This is a genomic window from Cellulomonas sp. NS3, from assembly GCF_024757985.1.
GTDB lineage: Bacteria > Actinomycetota > Actinomycetes > Actinomycetales > Cellulomonadaceae > Cellulomonas_A.
Window position 1 is genome coordinate 928,690 of record NZ_CP103289.1, and the last position, 19,005, is coordinate 947,694.

Consider the following 19,005-nt stretch of genomic DNA (forward strand, 5'->3'; position numbering starts at 1 on the left):
TGGCACGATCGGACGTCGACCGTCACGAGGGAGCCGCCGGGATGCTGACCGCGCACGACGTCCGGGGAGCGCGGTTCGCGCGCACGAGGTTCCGTGAGGGCTACGACATCGGCGAGGTGGACGCGCTGCTCGGACGGGCGGCCGCGACGCTGGAGGTGCTCGCGGGGCAGCGGCCCGGGCCCGCGGTCCTGACCGCGCGCGACGTCGCGGACAGCCGCTTCATGGCGACGAAGTTCCGCGACGGCTACGACCAGGTCGAGGTCGACGACTTCCTCGACGCCCTGGCCACGGCGCTCGCCTCCGCGGCGGCCTCGGCGTCCCGCTCCGCCGACCCGACGGACCCGCCGGGCGCGCAGCCCCTCGCCGGTGCGCTCCGGACGGTGCTCGAGGCCCACGCCGCCGAGCGCGCGGCGCGGTCGTGGGACTCCCCAGCGTTGCGTGCGGCCGTCCCCGAGGTCACGCGGCGCGGGCCCGGCTACGTCCGGGAGGACGTCGACGCGTTCCTCGAGCGCGCGGCCCGGTCGCTCGACGACCTCCGCCGCGGCGCGACGCCGGAGCTCGGCCCGCAGGACGTGCGCGCCGCGCGGTTCCGCGAGGCGGGGTGGCGGGCCGAGCGCTACGACCAGGACGCGATCGACGCCCTGCTGGACCGCGTCGAGGCGTCGCTCGGGAACTGACCGCGGCGACCGGCACGCCGGCTCCGGCCCTCGGCCCGAGCCGCAGTCCGAAGCCGCCGGTCGTCAGCCGTGCGTGCGCGGACCCTCCGCCGCACGCGCCGCGTTCTCGACCGCCGCGGCCACGACCGTCGTGACCTCCGGGTTGAACACGCTCGGCACGATGTAGGTCGGGTTGAGCTCGTCCTCGGTGACGACCGACGCGAGCGCCGTCGCCGCCGCGAGCAGCATGCTCTCCGTGACCTTGTGCGAGCGCGCGTCGAGCAGGCCGCGGAAGACCCCGGGGAACGCGAGCACGTTGTTGATCTGGTTCGCGAAGTCGCTGCGCCCCGTGCCGACCACGGCGGCGTGCTGCGCGGCGTCGTCCGGGTCCACCTCGGGCCGCGGGTTCGCGAGCGCGAAGACGATCGAGTCCGGCGCCATCGTGGCCACGTCGTCCCCCGAGACGACGTCCGGCGCCGAGACGCCGATGAACACGTCGGCCCCCGCGAGGGCGGCCCGCAGCGTCCCGCTCACGCCCCGCGGGTTCGTGTGCTCGGCGGTCCACACCAGCTGCGGCGCGAGGCCGGGCCGCCCGGCGTGGATCACCCCGTCGATGTCCGCGACCACGACGTCGCGCGCACCCGCCGCGAGCAGCAGCTTGAGCACCGCCGTCCCCGCGGCCCCCGCGCCCGAGAGCACGATCCGCACGTCCGCGATCTGCTTGCCGACCACCTTGAGCGCGTTCGTGAGCGCCGCGACGACGACGATCGCCGTGCCGTGCTGGTCGTCGTGGAACACCGGGATGTCGAGGCGCTCGCGCAGCCGCCGCTCGACCTCGAAGCAGCGCGGCGCCGAGATGTCCTCGAGGTTGATCCCCGCGAACACCGGGGCGATCGCGCAGACCGTGTCGACGATCTCGTCGACGTCCGTGGTGTCCAGCGCGATCGGGAACGCGTCGATGTCCGCGAACCGCTTGAACAGCACGGCCTTGCCCTCCATCACCGGCAGCGCGGCGAGGGGCCCGAGGTCCCCGAGGCCGAGCACCGCGGTGCCGTCCGTGACGACGGCGATGGTGTTGCGCTTGATCGTCAGGCGCCGGGCGTCCTCGGGGTGCGCGGCGATCGCCTGGCAGACGCGCGCGACACCCGGGGTGTAGACCATCGACAGGTCGTCGCGGTTGCGCAGCGGCACCTTGGACTCGATCGACAGCTTGCCGCCCAGGTGCATGAGGAACGTGCGGTCGCTGACGCGGTCGACGACCACGCCCGGCAGTCCGCGCAGCGCCTCGACGATGTCGCCCGCGTGCTCCTCGCCGCGGGTCGCGCACGTGACGTCGACCGTCATGTGCTCGTGGCCCGACGCCGTGACGTCGAGCGCGGTGACGATCCCGCCCTCGCGCTCGATCGCCGTGGTGAGCTCGCTGACCGCGGTGGGGCGGGCCAGGACCTCGAGGCGGGCGGTGATGGACGACGACACGCTCGGCGCTGAGACCATGCGGCCATTGTGTCCGGTCGCGGGCGTCGTCGTCGGTCGACGGGCCCGGCGCGCCCCGGCGCTGCTCGGTCGGGCGGGTCGTCGGAGCGCGCCTGGTGCCGCGGTCACCGGGCCAGTGGCCAGCCGCGGGCGCGCCGGCGTCGCGCCGTAGGGTGACGCCGTGCACGAGCCGGCCGCCCCCAGGACCTCCGCCGACGACCCCCTCGCCGGCCTCGCGGCCCTGCCCGGGGTCGCGGAGGCGGTCGACGCCGCGCGCCGGGCCTGCGAGGAGCTGCGGTGGCACGAGGCGTACCGCCGGCGCTGGCGCGAGGTGCGGGCCGAGGCGGGCCTGCGCTCCGCCCGCGGCAGCGCGGCGCTCGACGGCGCCCGGGTGCCGCTCGACGTGGTGCGGGCGCTCGCGGTCGGCGCGGGGGCAGGCTCCGACCCCGGTCCCGGCGACCCGGCACGCCCCGAGCTCGCTCCAGCCGGCGCGGGGCACCCTGAGCGCGCCCGGCCCGGCCACAGCGGAGGCGCAGCCGTGGACCGGTCCGCACCCGACGTCGCCGTCGCGACCGGGGCGCTCCGGGCCGCGGCCGAGGTCGAGCGGCTCATGCCCGGGCTCGGTGCGCGCGGCGCCGCGGCGCTGCCGCCGTTCGGGCAGCTCGCGGCGCGGCTGCACGCGGCCGCCGGACGCGGCTGGGTCGCGGACGACGACCTCGGCCGGCTGCGCACCGACCAGCCGCCGCTCGACCTGCGGGGGCTCGGCGCGGCGCCGTCGGGCCCGGAGGTCGCCGCCCGGCTCGACCTCCTCGGCCGGGTGCTCCGCGAGACCCGCGTGCCCGCGGTCGTGGTCGCGGCTGTCGTGCACGGGGAGGTGCTCGCGCTGCGGCCGTTCGTCGCGGGCAACGGGCTCGTCGCGCGTGCGCTGTCGCGGCTCGTCCTCACGTCCCGCGGCCTCGACCCGACGGGTTCGCTCGTCCCCGAGCACACGTGGGCCGGCGCCCCCAACCCGTACCTGTCGGCGGCGGCGGGCTTCGCGACGGGGACGCCCGACGGGCTCGCGGGCTGGGTCGCGTTCTGCGCCCGCGGCGCGGTGGGCGGCGCGCGCGAGGCCCGGGCGGTCGCGGACGCGGTGCTCGCGGGACGGTTCCCGACGGACGGCTGAAGCGCCCCCACCGCGGGCCGGACAGGGACGACGGCGCCCGTGAGGACGCCGTCGCCGAACAACGGACCGGAGGGATAGCAGGCGTGCAACTGCGTCGTCGCTACGGGCCAGCCCGGTCGACGTGTCCTATGCGTGGACGATCGCGCGTGGGTTCCCTGCGGGTCCGGCTGTCGTGGGTCCTTCGTACTCCCGCGGGAGAGCGGAGGGAAGCGTCGAGGTGTCCGGCCTGGTCAGGCCGTCGTCTCGGCGGTCAGCCCGTGGACGCGCGGTCCGAGGGGCGGACGGCCGGGACGAACCGGACACCAACGACCGGCCGCTCAGGTCGCGGTGCGCCCGCGCCGCACGAGGTGCCAGACGAGCACCCCCACCGCCACGACGGCGCCCGCCGCGATCCCGGCCACGACAGGACGCGGCGGCGTCACCAGGGCGCGCAGGGCCACGGGCCGGGTGAACGTCAGGACCCCCCACCCCGACTCGGCGGCGAGGCGGCGCAGCGCGCGGTCGGGGTTGACGGCGAACCCGTGCCCGACCACCTCGAGCATCGGCGCGTCGGTGATGGAGTCGGAGTACGCGTAGCTCGCCGCGAGGTCGTAGCCGCGCTCGGCCGCGAGCCGGGTGATCGCGAGCGCCTTGTTCTCGCCGTAGGCGTAGAAGTCGATCGCCCCGGTGTACCGACCGTCGACGACGCTCATCCGCGTCGCGATCACGTGGTCCGCGCCGAGCACCGCCGCGATGGGCCGCACCACCTCGGCGCCCGACGCGGACACCACGACGACGTCCCGGCCCGCGGCGTGGTGCTCCTCGATGAGCGTGACCGCCTCGGCGTAGACCGCCGCGTCGATCGACTCGTGCAGCGTCTCCTCGACGATCGACGAGACCTGCGCGACGTCCCACCCCGTGACGGTCTGCGCGAGGTTGGCCCGCAGCCGCTCCGTCTGCGCCGCGTCGGCACCGCCGACCAGGTAGAGGAACTGCGCGATCGCGGTGCGTACGACTGCCCGCCGGGTCAGCAGCCCGCCCGCGAGGAACGGCCGGGAGAACGCGGTGGCCGACGACGTCGCGATGATCGTCTTGTCGAGGTCGAAGAACGCGGCGGCGCCGGGCCGGGGGCCGGAGCGCGGTGCCGCCGGCCGGGACGTCGTCGCGGACCCGGGCGGTGCCGGGGCGGTCGCGGGCGGTGGTGTCGCGGGCGCGACGTCGCGCGCGTCGTGCCCGTCCGCGCCGGAGCCCGCCGGGACCGCGTCGTCCGATCCGTTCTCGACCATGACCTGACCAGGTGCCTCTCGTCGCCCGCCGCCGGTGAGCCTAGCGGGAGCGGCCGACGCTTTGCCGGGCCTCCGGGACGGGTGCACCGCGCCGACCGGAGCCACCCGGCGCGCCGCCGGCCACCCCCAGCCCCGCGCCGCTGCCGGCAGGGCGAGCGAGTGCAGGGCACGCGCCGCGCGCAGCCCGAGACGCGTGCAGCATCGGCGGTCGCGAGCGGGTCGTCGGACCTGCCGCCGAGGCGGAGGAGGTCGGGGTGTTCGCTCGCAGCTCGGAGGTGCTCGACGCGAGGTCGGACGTCGCCGCCCGGCGTGCGCCGGGCGGGTGGCCGCGGCCCGGGGAGGTCGACGCGGCGCCGGGCGTCCCCGGGGGACCCGGTTCCCGAGCGGTCGCGTCGACGCGCGGAGCGGCGCGGCGAGCGCGCCCCGGGCGTGGCGTCGTGGGCGTCGTCGGGGCGCGCGGCGGCGCCGGCGCCTCGACGTTCGCGGCCGCGCTCGCGCACCGCCTCGCCCGGCGCGGGTCGGCGGCGCTCGTCGATCTCGAGCGCACGGGCGGTGGCGTGGACGTGCTCGTCGGGCTCGAGGGCGCCGACGGTCTGCGCTGGCCCGACCTCGTCGGTGCGCGCGGGGAGATCGCCGGCGTCGAGCTCCTCGCGCTGCTGCCGAGCTGGGGCGGGTGCACGGTGCTGAGCGCCGACCGGGCGCGTCCGGGCCCACCGCCGGCGGCAGCCGTGGACGACGTGCTCGGCGCCCTGGCGTCCGAGGTCGACCACGTCGTCGTCGACCTCGACCGGGCGGACGTCGCCGAACGGTCCGACGTGCTCGCGCTGTGCGGGGTCGTGCTCGTGGTCGTCCCGCGCGACCTGCGGGCCGTCGCGGGCGCGCTCGCCCTGCGTCCTGCGCTCGTGGAGGCCGTCGAGGACGTGCGTCTCGTCGTCCGCGGCCCCGCTCCCGGCGGTCTCAGCGCGCTTGAGCTCGCCCACGTGGTCGACCTCCCGCTCGGCGTGTCGATGGCCGCCGACCGGGCGGTCGCTGCGGCGTGCGAGCGGGGCGGGGGGCCGGCCGGCCCGGGGTTGCGGCGCGGGCCGTTGCTGCGCGCGGTCGCTCGGCTGGCGGAGGACCTGTGAGGCCGCCCACCGGCTCCGCGGCGGACGAGGAGCGCGGGGGACTGCGGCTGCAGCCGGTCGGCGCGGGGCGCTCGGCGGAGTCGGTCGGCGCGGGGTGGGCAGGCCCGCCCGGTGAGCTCGACGACGCGGCACGGTCCGGGGAGCTCGTCGGGCCGGCGCGGCGAGGGCGGCCGGTGCCGTCCGTCGACCGTGCGCTGCTCGACGACGTGCGGGACCGGCTCGCGCGGCGCGGTGCAGCGCCCGACGCGGGCGAGATCGCCGCGGCGCTGCGCGCGTCGGGCACGCTGCTCGGCAGCCGCGCGCTCGTCGATCTCGAGCGGGCCGTGCGGGCCGAGGTGCTCGGCGCCGGCCCGCTCCAGCAGTACCTCGACGACCCGGACGTCACCGACGTCCTCGTGAACGCGCCCGACGAGGTGTGGGTCGAACGGTGCGGGCGGCTCGAGCGCACGCCCCTCGAGCTCGGCAGCCCCCAGACCGTCCGGGAGCTCGCGGTCCGGCTCGCGGCCGTCGGCGGCCAGCGCCTCGACGACGCCAGCCCGACGGTCGACGCGCGCCTGCCCGACGGCACCCGACTCCACGCCGTCCTGCCGCCTGTCGCCGGCGGCTGCACGCTGCTGTCGCTGCGGGTCCTGCGGCGGCGCGCGTTCACGCTGCCCGAGCTCGTCGCGTCCGGGAGCGTCGCGCCCGCGCTCGCGCCCGTCCTGCGCGCCCTCGTCGACGCGCGCGCGAGCTTCCTCGTGTCGGGGTCGACGGGCACCGGCAAGACGACGCTGCTCGCGGCGCTGCTCTCGCTCGTCCCCGCGCACGAGCGGATCGTGTGCATCGAGGAGTCCGGCGAGCTCGCGCCGGCGCACCCGCACGTCGTCCATCTCCTCGCGCGGCACGCCAACGTCGACGGGGCGGGCGGCGTGGACCTCGCGGACCTCGTCCGGCAGGCCCTGCGCATGCGGCCCGACCGGATCGTGCTCGGCGAGTGCCGCGGCGCCGAGGTCCGCGAGGTCCTGACCGCGCTCAACACCGGGCACGACGGCGGCTGCGCGACCGTCCACGCCAACACGGCGTCGGACGTGCCGGCCCGGCTCGAGGCGCTCGCCTCCCTCGCGGGGATGTCGCGCGCGTCCGTCGCCGCGCAGGCCGCGAGCGCGCTCGACGCGGTGCTCCACGTGCGCCGCACGGGACCGCTGCGCCACCTCGCGCAGGTCGGTGTGGTGCGACGGGACGGCGACGGCGAGCTGCGCGTCGACGTCGCGGTCGACGTCGCCGGCGGCGTCGCGGTGCGGGGACCGGGGTGGCCCGTGCTCGCCGAGCGGCTCGGGCTCGGCGCACCGTGAGCAGCGTGGGGGCCGGGCTCCTGGTCGCGCTCGCCGTCCTGGCGGCGACGGGTCCACGCGGGCGGACGGCAGCACGGCTCGGTGAGCCGGCCGGGCGTCGGCCGAGGCGGGGGCGCCGTGGCGCGGACGACGGCTCGACGGGTGGCGTGCTGCCGCGACCCGGCCTGTTCGCGGCGGGGGAGCTCGCCGCCGCCGTGACGGGCGTCGCGTCGGCGCTGCGGGCGGGCAGCTCCCCGGCCCACGCGTGGCTGACCGTGACCGGGATCGTCGTGGGACCGCACGGCGTACCGGCGCTCGCGGACCTCCTCCCCGCAGGCTTGTCGCAGCACCGGACCGGGCGTGGCCTGCGCGAGCAGCACGTGCGTCGCGCGCGGGCCGTCGTGGCCGCGGGCAGGCTCGCGGCCGAGCTCGGGACGCCGCTCGGCCCCGTGCTCGACCGGGTCGCCCGGACGCTCGAGAGCGACGAGGAGCTCGACGCGGACCGCCGTGCCGCGCTGGCCGGTCCCCGGTCGACCGCCACGGTGCTGCGGTGGCTGCCCGTCCTCGGCGTCGTGCTCGGGGCGGCCCTCGGGGCGGACCCGCTCGGCGTCCTCCTCGACGGCGGGCTCGGCGCGACGTCCGCGCTCGCGGGAGCGGTGCTGCTCGGAGCCGGGCACGTGTGGACGCGACGGCTCGTCCTGGCCGCCCAGACGCCGGGTGACCGGTGAGCGCCGCGGCCGTGGCGCTCGTCGTCGCTCTCCTCGTCGGGCTCGCACGGGTGCCCTGGAGCGCCGGGCGCTCGGCGCGGCTCGCGGGGGTCGGCCGGCGGTGCGGTCGCGTCGGCCGGAGCAGACGGGTCGACCCGTCCGAAGGGGACGTGCTCGACGTCGGGGGCGGCGTCGACGTCGTGCTCGTCCTCGACCTCCTCGAGGTCGCCGTGGCGTCCGGGGCGGCGCTGCCGCGCGCCGTCCAGGCGGTCGGGGACGCCGTGGGAGGTGACGACGGAGCGGCGCTCACGGCCGCCGCTCGTGCCCTCGTCCTCGGTGCGGGCTGGCCAGCGGCGTGGTCGGCCGTGCCGTCCCGGTTCGCTCCGGTCGCCGAGTGCCTGGCGGACTCGTGGTCGTCCGGTGCGGCGCCGGGGCCACGGTTGCGCGCCGCGGCGGACGAGGTGAACCGCGACCGGCGACGCACCGCGCGCGAGGCGGCCGGCCGGCTCGGAGTGAGGCTCGTGCTCCCGCTCGGGCTGTGCCTCCTGCCGTCCTTCGTGCTCCTCGGGCTCGTCCCGGTCGTCGTGTCCCTCGCCGGAGGCCTCCTGGGCTGAGGCCCCTCCCGGCCGCGCACGCGAGCCAGACGTTGCCGCGTCCGGGGCTATTGCATAACCTGCGGCTGTCGCATCGTCGCGACCACCCGAGGGAGGTGACCCCGTGGGAACCCTGCTCGTCGCGAGCACGCCCTCGATCGGCGCCGGCCGCTCGCGCAGCCCGCGCCCGCGTCACCTGGCGCTCACCGCCGGTGGCCGACCCGCGGTCGACCCGTCACCCGGCCCGAACGGGCACCACGAAGCTGGGCGGAGCACCGGGTCCTGACCCGTGAGCACGCCCGTGAAGGCGGCGCCCGGTCCAGGGGGTGGACCGGGCGTCGCTGTGTCCGGCCCAAGGGGCCGCTGCCCGCTGCCCGGAGCTCGCAGCTCGCTGCCCGCTGTCCCGAGCCCACTGTCCACTGTCCGGAGTCCGGTGCCCTGAGCCCGCCGTTCGCAGCCGGAGTCCGTAGCCCGGGGCGCGGCGTCGCGCCGTCGAGGGGGACGAGCGCGCGTCAGCGGGGACCGACACCTGTTGTCGTCGCCCCGCGCGCGCGCGTCTCGTCGATGCGGCTGCGGGCGCGTGTTCGGATGGCTTCGTGAGGAGCCACATGCAGCAGCCATTGATGAGTGTCACCGTTCGCCGGGCGTTCGGCTGGGGGATCGTCGTCCTGGTCGACGATGATCCGGAGCACGGGGACGTCCCTGACGTCGATTCGGAGCAGCCCGTGTCCGCGACCGAGACCGGGATGGTCGTGCTGGTGCGTCACGCCACGGCCACGGACGAGTACGACGAGGACGACATGCTCGTCCTCGCGCAGGCCGAGGTGACGATTCGGCTGCTCGCGGAGTCGCAGCCCGACAACCCGACTCGTGCGGTGCTCTACACCGGTGTGCTGCGTGTGCCGTCCCGGCGCCTTTCTGTCGGGGACGCGAATGACGAGATCGTCGTGCCCGCTCACCATTCGAATCTTGTGACCGTCTCGGTCGAGGTGGGCGCCGTGATCGACGACGGGGCGGACGCGGTGCGCGTCGACCTCGCCCCGGTGCTCTAAGCGGGTCGGGTGGCATCGACGCTTCCGCGTCTTGGGTGAGTGGCGGGGTGATCGCTCTGGAAGCGCTCGTCGGGTGCCCCGTGTCGCGGCTGATGCTCGACCACCAGGTGGCGCTGCTCCTCGTCGACGATGCAAGCGAAGGGCAACGAGTCAGCGCCACCCTGATCCTCGAGGAGGCGTTCGAGCTGACGCTCGGACCAGAAGCGCACCTCGTCGACCCGGACGACCCCACGACTCTGGGACCGACCTGCCGGCTGCTGCACCAGACGATCTCCGCGGCATCCGCGGCAGACGGCGGCGCGCTGGACCTCCAGTTGGGCGACGCGATCGCGTTGTCGCTTACGCCCACGGGGAACTACGAAGCATGGGAGCTCTCCGGCACGGGCGTGCCCTCGGTGCTCGTAGGTCCCGCCTGACATGTACTCAAACGAACGTTCGAGTGCATGTCTCACGGCCGAGGGGGTGTCAGGCGCCGGGAGGGGCCCAGGACGTGAGTAGGTGGTGGGCGCGGTCTGCGACGTGGTCGAGGAGTGAGAGGTCGACGTCGGATCCGCCGAAGCGCGTGTGCAGGACGCTGCTGATGTCGTGCGCAGTGCTCGGACCGGGTAGCTCGAGCACGGTGTCGACCCAGCGGTCGTACCCGTCGGGCATCTCGACGCGCCACGCGCGCAGGCCTCGAGGATCCACTCGCCACAGAGTTTCCACGAGCTCGCTGCGCACGCGCTCGGTGACTAATCGTCTGCAGAGGGCGTTCACGTGCAGGGCGGGGAGGGTTCCGGCGTCCAGCGGCAGGGCGCTGGACGCGGCCTCGTCGTCATAGCGGAGGTCGATCAGCTCGGTGGGGTCATCGTCGGCATAGGTCACGAACGCCCACCGGCCGGCGTCGTCGCGCCAGCGCCAGCGGTTGACCGCCCATGTCTCCCGGTCGAACGCTGGGCTGGGCGTGACCGGCTGCCACCCGGACGTGGACAGGGTGCCGGTGTGGCACCGGACCGCTCCCAGTGCTGCGTTCGGATCCGGAAGCACCAGCGGTGCCCCTGGGGTTCTCTCGGAGGAGGGGAGTAGCACCAGCGTGAACATCGCGCCCCGCCGTGCTGCTCGCGCCACCAGGCCCCAGGTCGGCCGGTAGGTACCGGACGGGATCGCGTAGAGCTCTCCCTCGTGGACGCGCATGGCACTCATCATCGGGTGACGCCAGGCACTTCGTCGGCAGCGTGGCGGGTGTACTCAAACGATCGTTTTAGTGCATCCGCGTGAGCGCGTTCCCGTCGGCTTAGGTGGCACCTGAGCGGGTCGCCGCCGTTACGGGCACCGGTCTGGGACGCTCCAGGTGTGCTGAGAGTGCGCGTGACGAATGACGACCGACAAGTCCGAGTCGTGAACGTCGAGCCGTATGGCGACAGCCCGTCGCTGGAGCCGGGCGATCCACTGACCGTCGAGGTCGCCGACGGCCCGGATGTGCTCATCGAGTTCGCACTGTCGCCGGGCCCGGTTGGCGAAGTGTTGTGGATGTCGGTGGATGGAGTCGTCGTGACCGCCTCCGATCTGAAGGTCAACGGTCGGACGATCTGGCCAACCTGAGTAGCCCACGGGCGCCTCACAGGAGGCGTCTACTCACGGACGGTCGAGGGCCGCGAGCCGCTGGAGGATCCCATTGACGTGGGCGAGGTCGTGCCAGAGCACCACCATGTGCTCGTCTGGTAGCCGCGCGGCGATCTCGCGGACCGTCGCTACGTCGTCGACGAGGCTCCCGAGCGTGCACTCCTGACCGTCAGGAGTGTCACCCGGGCTGTACACCGCCTCCGTGGAGAGGACGTAGTAGAAGTCAGCGCCTAGCTCCACCCGCCCGCCGTGCCGCTTCTCGAGCTCGTCGAAGAGCAGTCCCACGACGTGCCGGAGGACAGGTAGGGAGACCACGGTCTTGTCGCCCATCGCGCCAGTGTGCCGATGCGATCTGGCCGCTCACGCGAGGCACACCGCCTCAGGGAGAGGCAGCTGCCACGTCCACGCGCGACCGATCACCCGTCTCGTCCGCATGAGACATGTACTCAAACGTTCGTTTAGGTGCACCGATGGCGCAGAGCTGGACGTAGCCAGCGCCGTAGCGTTGTGCCATGGACGACTTGGTCGCGATCCGCGAGGCGGCTGCGCTTGTGGATGTCGACCTCCGCGCCACGCTCGGTTCCTCGTGGTCGTGCCGCGCCGAAGACGACCTCACCATCACGATCAGCGACGGCCACGTGTCTGAGACGTCGCTGCTCGATCCCGCGGAGTGGTGCGAGATGCAGGGCGCACCAGATGACGAGGCGCACCGTGCCGCTGATGCCTTCGATGCGGTGACGGCTGAGGCCACCGAGATACTGCGGGTGCTCGGGCGCGAGTGGCCGGTGTGCCGGCACCACGACGTCGTGCTGGACGCTTGTGAAGGGACCTGGCTGTGCCCGGCCGGCGCTGGCCACGACGTGGCCTTCGTCGGCGAGCTCGCGTCGTCGACGTAGCCGTCTACCCCCAAGCCCCGAGTACACCGCACTCAAACGGTCGTTTAGGTGCGTCTGAGCGTGTGACAGGTGTCGTGCGCGAGGTCTCGGACGTCGTCTTCGCAGTCGTCGGTGGCGTCGGTGAGGTGCTCGGTCAGCTCGGGGGAGTCGAGGTCGATGAGCGCGCGTAGGTAGTCGAGCCGGGCCGTGGAGTGCGGAGTGAGTGCCCAGGCGCGGTGGAGCGAGGGAAGGGCGGGCTGGTGCTCGAGGCGCGCGAGGCCAGCGGCGAGGTCTTCGGTGTCGCACCACTCGCCGGTGTCCACGGCGGCGTCGAACCACTCGAGGATGGCGGGTGCGTCGGACTGGTCGCCGTGGGCGGCGACCACGTCGCGGCCGACAGCCTGCAGCCAGGGATCTGCGTCGGTGACCCAGGAGCGTGCTCGAGGCAGGGTTACGGGCCCGAGCCGGAGCAGCGCGGTCGTGAGCGCGCTGTCGCCGCGGCCGAGCTGGGCTTCGAGTTCGGCGAGGTCGAGCAGGGCGAGGTCTCCACGAGCAGCCAGCTCGCGCAGCGCCGCGCCGCGACCGCGCTGTCCTCGGGCGGTGTCGGCCGCGGACAGGAGCTCGCTTCGTGTGACGTCGGTGAAGTCCGGGCGGTGCGGGAGTTGTGGGACCGGCGCGCGGGACAGGGCGTAGGCGACCAGCGGCTCGTCGCTCCAAGCCTGCCAAGGCCCGTCAGGGGCGTGGGTCACCGCGGCGGCGAGCTCGTCGTCGTGGAGGCGGCTGAGAATGAGCTCGCGCAGGCCGTCGCGTGCAGCGGCGCCGGCGTGCGCCCAGACTTGGTCGACCGCCCACGTCCAGTCGTCCCCGGTCGTGCTCGACAGGTGCTGATGCAGGATCGCCGCGGCGGAGGTGTCCCCGAGCCGGGACATTTCGACGAGTACCGGGAACCCGATCCCAGAGAGCAGGTCGGCGTCGTGGGGGTCGATCGGAAGCTCCGCGACCGGGATCTCGAGCTCGACGACGAGACGGGCGAGGTACTCCCCGCGCTGCTCGATCTGTGGCCACCATCGTGGGTCGTGCGCGATGCACGCGAGGACGTGCTCGCGTGCGTCGGGCGCATTCAGCGCGAGGCTGTACCCGCGGCCCCGCCCGCGCTGGAGCAGACCCTGCAGCGAGTCCGGTGCCGCCCAGGTCTCCATGGGTCGCAGTCTCGCACCCACCGCACGGACGCCCGACGGGTGATTTCAAACGGACGATTGAGTGCATGTACTGGTGGGACGATGCGGTCTCGTCGAGGGTTGGGGGGCTTGTGGTGCTGCCGTACGCATACCAGGTGGCGCAGTACGACCCGCGTGACTACGAGAACGGTGCCTACGTCGGTCCGTTGGACAGCGACACCGATGAGGGGCCGCTCGAGGCTGCGTATCTGACTGCCCTTGCGGCGTTCGCCCGGGAGCTCGAGGTGACCCACCTCATCGTTCGGGGTCCGCGGTACCTCGGGGACGCGAACCCCGACGAGACACCCCTGGCCGCGGACGACGTCCTCGCGCGGCTGTTCGGCGCCGACCTCGCCGGCTACGTCGACGGCGCGGTCCTGGACATCGCGGGTGCTCAAGCTCTGGTGCAGGACAAGTTCCGGGGTGGCACGCACTACTGCACGCTCGAGGCTGACCAGATGCTCGTGCACATCGACTGGGACATGTACATGTTCGTCGGGACCGCGACGCCCTGTCCGGGCGCGGTGGCCGCGACCCATGCGGCTGGGATCTTCGCCACTAAGTGTGACTTCGTGCTCAGCGAGTGGCTCGACGACAGTTATCCGAGAATCAGCCGGCCGATCGACGCGGAGTTCTGGGCTGAGGTCGAGGCCCTCCTCGCTGTCGAGGGAGCGGTGCTGCTCGAGGAGACCGCGGCCTGGCGGCGTTGGCACCGGATCACCCTCGGTGCGCCGCGCCCGATGCTGAGGCCGCGGTGCGTGGTCTGGGTCTGGCCCGACCTCGACCCCGACGTCGACGCGGTCCTCGCGCGCCCTTCCGGCGAGATTGGGCTCGACGAGCTGGTCTGGCTCACCGCCGACGGCGCGCTCCGATCCCGCAGAGTTGTCGACGAGGACGGCGAGGACGGCTCGGCGTCCGTGGTGGTGGAAGCCACGGGAGCGCGGTCGGCTTGGTGGCGCCCTGGTCACGCTGGTCAGCAGGCGCCACTCATCGAGGCGGTACAGCCGCGGTCGTCCTCGTCCCAGCCCTCGTCGACCAACTCCCGCGGGTCCGGGTACTCGGGGTGCTGGTCGTTGCGCCAGTAGCCGATCAGTCGCAGATGCACGCGGACATCTTCGCGGCTCTTCGGATCCGCTCATACCGGCTGGCTGGCACAGTGCTCGCGCAGCCGAGGTAAGCGCCCCGATCGTCGCCGAACTACGAAGTTCCCGGGAGTGCATGCACTCAAACGATCTTCCAAGTGCACCTGACCGGACCGCCACGGGCCCGGGCTCGGGGATCGGTGGCCGCGATACCTCAAGTCGTCACATCGAATTCGATATGCACAGCACGCGTATCGACTATCGAGATGGAGCCGCGCGATGCGAGTAGTGGAAGCACCCACAGCACCTACCCGGCGCGCGGGGGTCGCGCTCCTCGTCGGCGCGGCGACCGTGATTGGGCTGCTCGGGATCCTCGCCGGCATCGCAGCAGCGATCGGCGCCGGCGCCGCGGGAGCCGGCTCGGGCGTGGCAGTCCCGGTCGTCAGCAAAGCGCAGGCCGACGTGCCCGACAACGTGTCGGCCGTGGTCAACGGCACCGGTCTGCCCGGGCGCGCGCCGGTGAGCATCACCCGGCAGGGCCCTCTCATGCTGTCCGTCTATGAAGACGTCTCGGCGCCCACGCGCATCCTCGCCCGCGCCGACGTCTGGGCATCGGCGATCGCCGCCGGAGCCGCGGTGCTGATCCTCGTCCCGGTCCTGCGGAGCACCGCGTCGCGAGACCCCTTCGCTCCGCGCAACGCACCGCGGCTCGCCCTCGCCGCGGCCGTCGCACTCGTGGGATGGGGAGCCGCCGCGCTCCTGCCGGTCGCCGTCGCGGGCACCGTGGTACCGGGCGTCGCCGCTGAGGCGGGAGCGTGGCAGCCGGTCTTCCGGCCCGACTACTGGCCGGTCGGGTTCGTCGTCGCACTCGCCGTGCTGGCGTTCGCGACCTGGCACGGCCGCCAGCTCGCCGCAGACACCGACGGCCTCGTGTGAGCTCAGAGCCCGACGACTCGGCCGGTCACGAGGTCCGGTCCCACCTGGGCGCCCTGCTCGACGCCCGAGGGACGACGCTGGTCGAGCTCGCACACCGGACGGGCGTAACCGTGGCCAACCTCTCGGTGCTCAAGAACGACCGGGCCCGCGCCGTCCGCTTCTCGACACTCACGGCGATCTGCCACGCCCTCGACTGCCAACCCGGCGACCTGCTCAGCGTGACCGCACCACACGAGCCGGACCCGCGTGCCGACGCCCCTCACGAGTGACATGTACCTGAACCTTCGTTTGAGTACACCCGTCGCGCTGCCGACGAAGTGCCCGCTTCACCCGATGATGAGTGCCACGCGTTCACCAGCGGGCTCGACGCGATGCCCTCCGGTCTAAGGCAGACCCGGATGTGGTCGAAGGTGCCGCGCGTGGGGGCGCAGTGTTCACGCGCCTGCTCGAGTTCGGAGGAGACATGTCTGACTCTGATGCATCGCTCATCGCCGCCGAACTGATGTACCTGGCGCGCGAGGGCAGCGCCACAGACCGTGCCAACGCTGCCGCGGACCCCCGCGTACCGCTCGAAGGCCTGTGGCTGCTTGCCCGCGACAGCGACCCGGGCGTGCGGGGGGCGGTGGTCCTCAACCCTGAGGTGCCGGCAGCGGTCCTTGAGGCGATCGCGGCCGCAAACGACGACCTGCGCGAGAAGGCGGGAACCCACCCGAATGCGCCGCTTGAACTCATGGAGAGCGTCCCGCTCATCTGGCACACCCAGAGGTCACTCGTTCGCTACACGGAGCGCCAGGGCACTTCCGGGCACACCCGCGACGAGCTCCTCAGCGCATGGTCGCAGGCGCACAGCCGAAGCGACTGGACGACAACCCTCGGGCAGACCTGGACCGTGATCGCGGGGGGGCCACACGAGAAGCCCTAGCACCACGCGCCCCTCGGACCGCTCCCGGCGCTGAGCAACACCCTCGGCCGTGAGACATGTACTCAAACGATCGTTTGAGTACAGCCTTGGCCCGATCCGACGGCCTGGCGCCCGGCGTCGATCGGCCGATGTCTACGGCAGAGTGACGACGTGGAACGTCAGCGCCGTGTTGCCGGCAGCGCCCGCTTCGCCGAGCTGGCACGCATGCTCGACGTCGACGTCGACGCGCGCGACGAGCACCAGCGCTGGGACGTCTACCGGCAGGCGCTGGCCCGCCCGGGGCTCGAGCCCCAACTTCTGGCCACCACGGCCAACGAGCCGGACGGCGCGATCGCGGTCGGTGTGGTCTTTGAGATGCTCGAACGCCTCGACCCGGACGCGGCCGCGCCCTGGATCGAGGCGGTGCCGGCGTCGCATCGGGACAAGGTCCTGACCCGGGCGGGTGACCTCGCGATCCTGCGGGCCTGCGTGCCACCGGACGCCGCCGCGTCGAGCGACGCGGTCGACAGCTGGTCGGACTGGCTGCAACGACGACTCGTCGACGACACTGCAAGCCTTGGCGTGCTCGCGCTGCTCGAGGTTCACGGCCGCACCCGACGAGTCCGAGGACGCGCCCGTAGCCGCCTCGCCGCGAAGCGCTGAGTTGAGCATGGGCGTCGAGCCCTGTGCCGGCATGGATGATCGTGCTCATGCCCAAGTCCTCGAAGCCGAAGAAGCCGCCTATTGACAAGAAGGCGGTCACGGCGAAACTCGAGCGCGCCCAGCAGGACCAGTTGCGCGTCCGCGTCCGCCGCTGGATTCCCGACGCAGATCCCGTCGAAGGGTTCGTCGTCGGCATTGGGCGACGATGGGTGGCCCTGGCCCAACTCTCGGACCGCATCCTCCTGGACGGCTGGGCTCTCGTGCGCCTCAAGGACATCCAGGCCGTGAAGATCTACCCCGACCCGAACACCTTCGCTACGCGGGCCCTGCGGCTCCGGTCGCAGTGGCCACCGGTTGCCCCTCCCGTCGACCTCGACCACACCGTCGCGGCCATCACCGCCGCCACCAAGGTGGCGCCGCTGCTCACGGTGCACGAGGAGTTCGCCCGGCCCGACGTGTGCTGGATCGGCATGGTCCGCTCGGTCGACGACACGACGCTCGCTCTGCATGAGGTCGACGGTGAGGCCAACTGGCTACGGAAGGTCACCATGATCGACCTCGACTCCATCACCCGACTGGACATGGGCGGTGGGTACGAGGAGGCGCTCCACCTGGTCGCCGGCGAGCCTCCAAAGCGCTGACGAGTCCACGCCCGGTCTCTCGACGCTCGAGTACATGCACACAAACGTTCGTTTAGGTACAGGTGTCGACCTCTCGCGTCGAGGCCCGCGGGGCAAGGGATAGGCAGACTGGCGTGGGGACAGTCGAACGGCCGTACCCCACGAGTGGCTACCTGGTGCACGCGGCGTTGGGCGTCCGACGGTATGAGGGGCCGAGCCTGCTGATCGTGGAACGGGATCTGCCAGAGTCGTTCGTCGGGCTGGCCGAGGACGAGCAGGACCGACGGATCGACCTGGCCTTGTCGTTCGTCTGGCGCTGGGCCGAAGCGGAGGGCGCGGACCGCATGCGGGTCGAAGTCGTGCCGAGAGACGCAGACCTTGCTCGGCAGACCGGCCTCGAGGCGACAGGCAGGCACGGCCTGTGCTTCGTCGGTCCGTTCAGCGTGGCGGCAGGCATCGAACTCTTGGCGGCGAACCCCGAGCGGGTGTGGGTATGGGCCGGAGACCGGCCCCTGGTGTTCCTGGACGAGACCTGGGACACGGTCGTCGTCCAGCTCCCCGAAGCGCAGGTCGGACGATTCTCAGCCCAGCTCACAGCCGCCCTCACGTAGGCAGCCGAACGGCCCGACGACACGGCCATCCGGCTGCCGCAGCGCAGCCCGACCGCGTACATGCACTCAAACGATCGTTCAGGTGCACGTTCCGTCGTAGCGATGCCACACGAGCCGCGCGGCGGCTACCCGCCTGTCCGCTGCCGTACCGCCGGTTCGAGCAGCGTCAATGTCTGCTGCTGCGCGTCGAGGCCGGCCCGTACACCGACGGGCATCGGCAGGTTCGGCCCGGCGTGCCCGATCTCCACGTTTCCTAGGACCGGGATGTCACGGTCGCCGAGGACGTCGAGGACGATCTCGGCCAGGCTCGGCGACGCGTCGGGACCCTCGAGCCCGGCGATGTCGCGCGGGACGCCCACGACCATGCCGGAGCTCCGGTCGAGGATGCCGGCGTGACGCAGCACGTGGAGATAGCTCCACACGTACGAGGACAGGCCACCCAGCTCCTCCCAGAACAGCACCGCGCCGTCGAACCGCTCCAGCGGCACCGCGAAGCGCGTGGCCTGCGCCAGGGCGATGCGGTTGATCACCCCGCCGATGAGCGGGCCCTCGGCACGTCCAGGTCGCCAGCACTCCCACGACGGGCTCGCCGGCAGCGTACCGATCGCCTCGGTACCGGTGAGCAGCCGGAAGTACAGCGACTCGAGCTCCCCCCGTCGCACCGGTGACACGGTCTGCCAGTTCCCGCCGAAGCCCGGCGTGGCCATGTCGGCGTGAAACCCGACCAGCCCCGTGCGCGCGTGGAGCGCCAGGTGCAGCAGCGAGATGTCGCTGTAGCCCAGGATCGGCTTGGGGTCGGCCCGGATGGCTTCGACGTCGATGAGGTCGAGGTAGCCGAACACCGTCTGGCCGCCATCGTTCGCGACGATCGCGCGCACCTCCGGATCACGCAGCAGACCGTTGAGCTCAGCGGCTATCTCCGCAGGCCGGGCCGCGCTCCACCACCGGCTCCGGCCCACCTCCAGAAGCGGCGCTCGACGCACGCGGAAACCCATGCGCTGGAGCACGAGCACCGTGCGCTCGACGTTGGGCTCGTGCGCCGCTGCCAGCGGCCCGGACAGCGCCGCGATGACGACGAGATCGCCCGGCCTCAGGGCACGCGGTCGAAGCAGCTCAGGCGGAGCAGATCCAGTCACCGGCGCAGTATCCACGC

23 protein-coding genes are annotated in these 19,005 nt (G+C 73.4%); 17 read left to right on the forward strand and 6 right to left on the reverse strand.

Features of this window, described 5'->3' with window-relative positions:
* Positions 1 to 41 precede the first annotated feature (41 nt).
* Positions 42 to 677, forward strand: a complete 636-nt coding sequence (locus NXY84_RS04375; RefSeq protein ID WP_258725942.1) for a DivIVA domain-containing protein — start codon at positions 42 to 44, stop codon at positions 675 to 677.
* A gap of 63 nt (positions 678 to 740) precedes the next feature.
* On the opposite strand, the gene NXY84_RS04380 is transcribed toward NXY84_RS04375, so the two are convergent.
* A complete protein-coding gene (locus tag NXY84_RS04380; protein ID WP_258725943.1) occupies positions 741 to 2,150 on the reverse strand; it encodes an NAD-dependent malic enzyme in 1,410 nt (469 codons plus the stop codon).
* A 160-nt stretch (positions 2,151 to 2,310) separates the two neighbouring features.
* On the opposite strand from NXY84_RS04380, the gene NXY84_RS04385 reads away from it, so the two are divergent.
* Positions 2,311 to 3,294, forward strand: a complete 984-nt coding sequence (locus NXY84_RS04385; RefSeq protein ID WP_258725944.1) for a Fic family protein — start codon at positions 2,311 to 2,313, stop codon at positions 3,292 to 3,294.
* 317 nt (positions 3,295 to 3,611) lie between these two features.
* On the opposite strand, the gene NXY84_RS04390 is transcribed toward NXY84_RS04385, so the two are convergent.
* Positions 3,612 to 4,559, reverse strand: a complete 948-nt coding sequence (locus NXY84_RS04390; protein WP_258725945.1) for an HAD family hydrolase — start codon at positions 4,557 to 4,559, stop codon at positions 3,612 to 3,614.
* A 254-nt stretch (positions 4,560 to 4,813) separates the two neighbouring features.
* Between NXY84_RS04390 and ssd the strand changes: the two genes are divergently transcribed.
* The 6 genes from ssd (at position 4,814) to NXY84_RS04420 (ending at position 9,761) form a co-directional block, all read left to right on the forward strand.
* On the forward strand, positions 4,814 to 5,683 hold the full coding sequence (gene ssd, locus NXY84_RS04395; protein WP_258725946.1) for a septum site-determining protein Ssd: 870 nt from the start codon (positions 4,814 to 4,816) through the stop codon (positions 5,681 to 5,683).
* Positions 5,680 to 7,014, forward strand: a complete 1,335-nt coding sequence (locus NXY84_RS04400) for a TadA family conjugal transfer-associated ATPase (protein ID WP_396126369.1) — start codon at positions 5,680 to 5,682, stop codon at positions 7,012 to 7,014. Before ssd ends, NXY84_RS04400 begins: the two co-directional genes overlap by 4 nt.
* 146 nt (positions 7,015 to 7,160) lie before the next feature.
* The gene (locus tag NXY84_RS04405; RefSeq protein WP_258725947.1) at positions 7,161 to 7,721 is read left to right on the forward strand and encodes a type II secretion system F family protein; all 561 of its coding nucleotides are present in this window, start codon (positions 7,161 to 7,163) and stop codon (positions 7,719 to 7,721) included.
* On the forward strand, positions 7,718 to 8,314 hold the full coding sequence (locus NXY84_RS04410; RefSeq protein WP_258725948.1) for a type II secretion system F family protein: 597 nt from the start codon (positions 7,718 to 7,720) through the stop codon (positions 8,312 to 8,314). Before NXY84_RS04405 ends, NXY84_RS04410 begins: the two co-directional genes overlap by 4 nt.
* Positions 8,315 to 8,901: 587 nt before the next feature.
* Complete coding sequence (locus NXY84_RS04415; protein ID WP_258725949.1) at positions 8,902 to 9,345, forward strand: hypothetical protein; 444 nt, start codon at positions 8,902 to 8,904, stop codon at positions 9,343 to 9,345.
* Between the two features lie 47 nt (positions 9,346 to 9,392).
* Positions 9,393 to 9,761 carry a DUF6188 family protein gene (locus tag NXY84_RS04420; protein ID WP_258725950.1) on the forward strand — a complete coding sequence of 123 codons (369 nt, stop codon included), beginning with the start codon at positions 9,393 to 9,395 and terminating at the stop codon, positions 9,759 to 9,761.
* Positions 9,762 to 9,810: 49 nt separating this feature from the next.
* Here the strand turns inward: NXY84_RS04420 and NXY84_RS04425 are convergent, their stop codons facing one another.
* Positions 9,811 to 10,518 (reverse strand): hypothetical protein, encoded by a 708-nt coding sequence (locus tag NXY84_RS04425; RefSeq protein ID WP_258725951.1) that lies wholly within the window; start codon positions 10,516 to 10,518, stop codon positions 9,811 to 9,813.
* Between the two features lie 174 nt (positions 10,519 to 10,692).
* Between NXY84_RS04425 and NXY84_RS04430 the strand changes: the two genes are divergently transcribed.
* Positions 10,693 to 10,926, forward strand: coding sequence for a hypothetical protein (locus NXY84_RS04430; RefSeq protein ID WP_258725952.1), 234 nt, complete (start codon positions 10,693 to 10,695; stop codon positions 10,924 to 10,926).
* A 33-nt stretch (positions 10,927 to 10,959) separates the two neighbouring features.
* On the opposite strand, the gene NXY84_RS04435 is transcribed toward NXY84_RS04430, so the two are convergent.
* The gene (locus NXY84_RS04435; RefSeq protein WP_258725953.1) at positions 10,960 to 11,277 is read right to left on the reverse strand and encodes a hypothetical protein; all 318 of its coding nucleotides are present in this window, start codon (positions 11,275 to 11,277) and stop codon (positions 10,960 to 10,962) included.
* Positions 11,278 to 11,459: 182 nt separating this feature from the next.
* Between NXY84_RS04435 and NXY84_RS04440 the strand changes: the two genes are divergently transcribed.
* The gene (locus NXY84_RS04440; RefSeq protein ID WP_258725954.1) at positions 11,460 to 11,843 is read left to right on the forward strand and encodes a hypothetical protein; all 384 of its coding nucleotides are present in this window, start codon (positions 11,460 to 11,462) and stop codon (positions 11,841 to 11,843) included.
* Between the two features lie 44 nt (positions 11,844 to 11,887).
* On the opposite strand, the gene NXY84_RS04445 is transcribed toward NXY84_RS04440, so the two are convergent.
* Positions 11,888 to 13,021 carry a hypothetical protein gene (locus NXY84_RS04445; RefSeq protein WP_258725955.1) on the reverse strand — a complete coding sequence of 378 codons (1,134 nt, stop codon included), beginning with the start codon at positions 13,019 to 13,021 and terminating at the stop codon, positions 11,888 to 11,890.
* A gap of 65 nt (positions 13,022 to 13,086) precedes the next feature.
* Here NXY84_RS04445 and NXY84_RS04450 point away from each other — a divergent pair, with 65 nt between their 5' ends.
* The 7 genes from NXY84_RS04450 to NXY84_RS04480 all read left to right on the forward strand — a co-directional run bounded on the left by NXY84_RS04450 (position 13,087) and on the right by NXY84_RS04480 (position 17,852).
* On the forward strand, positions 13,087 to 14,124 hold the full coding sequence (locus tag NXY84_RS04450; protein ID WP_258725956.1) for a hypothetical protein: 1,038 nt from the start codon (positions 13,087 to 13,089) through the stop codon (positions 14,122 to 14,124).
* A gap of 285 nt (positions 14,125 to 14,409) precedes the next feature.
* The gene (locus NXY84_RS04455) at positions 14,410 to 15,057 is read left to right on the forward strand and encodes a hypothetical protein (RefSeq protein WP_258725957.1); all 648 of its coding nucleotides are present in this window, start codon (positions 14,410 to 14,412) and stop codon (positions 15,055 to 15,057) included.
* Positions 15,054 to 15,326, forward strand: coding sequence for a helix-turn-helix domain-containing protein (locus NXY84_RS04460; RefSeq protein ID WP_258725958.1), 273 nt, complete (start codon positions 15,054 to 15,056; stop codon positions 15,324 to 15,326). Before NXY84_RS04455 ends, NXY84_RS04460 begins: the two co-directional genes overlap by 4 nt.
* A 161-nt stretch (positions 15,327 to 15,487) precedes the next feature.
* Positions 15,488 to 15,979 (forward strand): hypothetical protein, encoded by a 492-nt coding sequence (locus NXY84_RS04465; RefSeq protein ID WP_258725959.1) that lies wholly within the window; start codon positions 15,488 to 15,490, stop codon positions 15,977 to 15,979.
* A gap of 150 nt (positions 15,980 to 16,129) precedes the next feature.
* Positions 16,130 to 16,621, forward strand: a complete 492-nt coding sequence (locus NXY84_RS04470) for a hypothetical protein (protein WP_258725960.1) — start codon at positions 16,130 to 16,132, stop codon at positions 16,619 to 16,621.
* Between the two features lie 47 nt (positions 16,622 to 16,668).
* Positions 16,669 to 17,262 (forward strand): hypothetical protein, encoded by a 594-nt coding sequence (locus tag NXY84_RS04475; RefSeq protein WP_258725961.1) that lies wholly within the window; start codon positions 16,669 to 16,671, stop codon positions 17,260 to 17,262.
* A 206-nt stretch (positions 17,263 to 17,468) separates the two neighbouring features.
* A complete protein-coding gene (locus tag NXY84_RS04480; protein WP_258725962.1) occupies positions 17,469 to 17,852 on the forward strand; it encodes a hypothetical protein in 384 nt (127 codons plus the stop codon).
* A gap of 125 nt (positions 17,853 to 17,977) precedes the next feature.
* Here NXY84_RS04480 and NXY84_RS04485 read toward each other — a convergent pair whose 3' ends face one another.
* Entirely contained in the window at positions 17,978 to 19,003 is a 1,026-nt protein-coding gene (locus NXY84_RS04485) for a S66 peptidase family protein (protein WP_258725963.1), read from the reverse strand.
* Positions 19,004 to 19,005 lie beyond the last annotated feature (2 nt).

Bases quoted from the DNA above. Each gene is read 5' to 3' on its own strand.
- NXY84_RS04440 (WP_258725954.1), top strand. From the start codon at position 11,460: ATGGACGACTTGGTCGCGATCCGCGAGGCGGCTGCGCTTGTGGATGTC.
- NXY84_RS04380 (WP_258725943.1), bottom strand. From the start codon at position 2,150: ATGGTCTCAGCGCCGAGCGTGTCGTCGTCCATCACCGCCCGCCTCGAG.
- NXY84_RS04375 (WP_258725942.1), top strand. From the start codon at position 42: ATGCTGACCGCGCACGACGTCCGGGGAGCGCGGTTCGCGCGCACGAGG.
- NXY84_RS04450 (WP_258725956.1), top strand. From the start codon at position 13,087: ATGTACTGGTGGGACGATGCGGTCTCGTCGAGGGTTGGGGGGCTTGTG.
- NXY84_RS04475 (WP_258725961.1), top strand. From the start codon at position 16,669: ATGCCCAAGTCCTCGAAGCCGAAGAAGCCGCCTATTGACAAGAAGGCG.
- NXY84_RS04445 (WP_258725955.1), bottom strand. From the start codon at position 13,021: ATGGAGACCTGGGCGGCACCGGACTCGCTGCAGGGTCTGCTCCAGCGC.
- NXY84_RS04435 (WP_258725953.1), bottom strand. From the start codon at position 11,277: ATGGGCGACAAGACCGTGGTCTCCCTACCTGTCCTCCGGCACGTCGTG.
- NXY84_RS04390 (WP_258725945.1), bottom strand. From the start codon at position 4,559: ATGGTCGAGAACGGATCGGACGACGCGGTCCCGGCGGGCTCCGGCGCG.
- NXY84_RS04415 (WP_258725949.1), top strand. From the start codon at position 8,902: ATGCAGCAGCCATTGATGAGTGTCACCGTTCGCCGGGCGTTCGGCTGG.
- NXY84_RS04425 (WP_258725951.1), bottom strand. From the start codon at position 10,518: ATGCGCGTCCACGAGGGAGAGCTCTACGCGATCCCGTCCGGTACCTAC.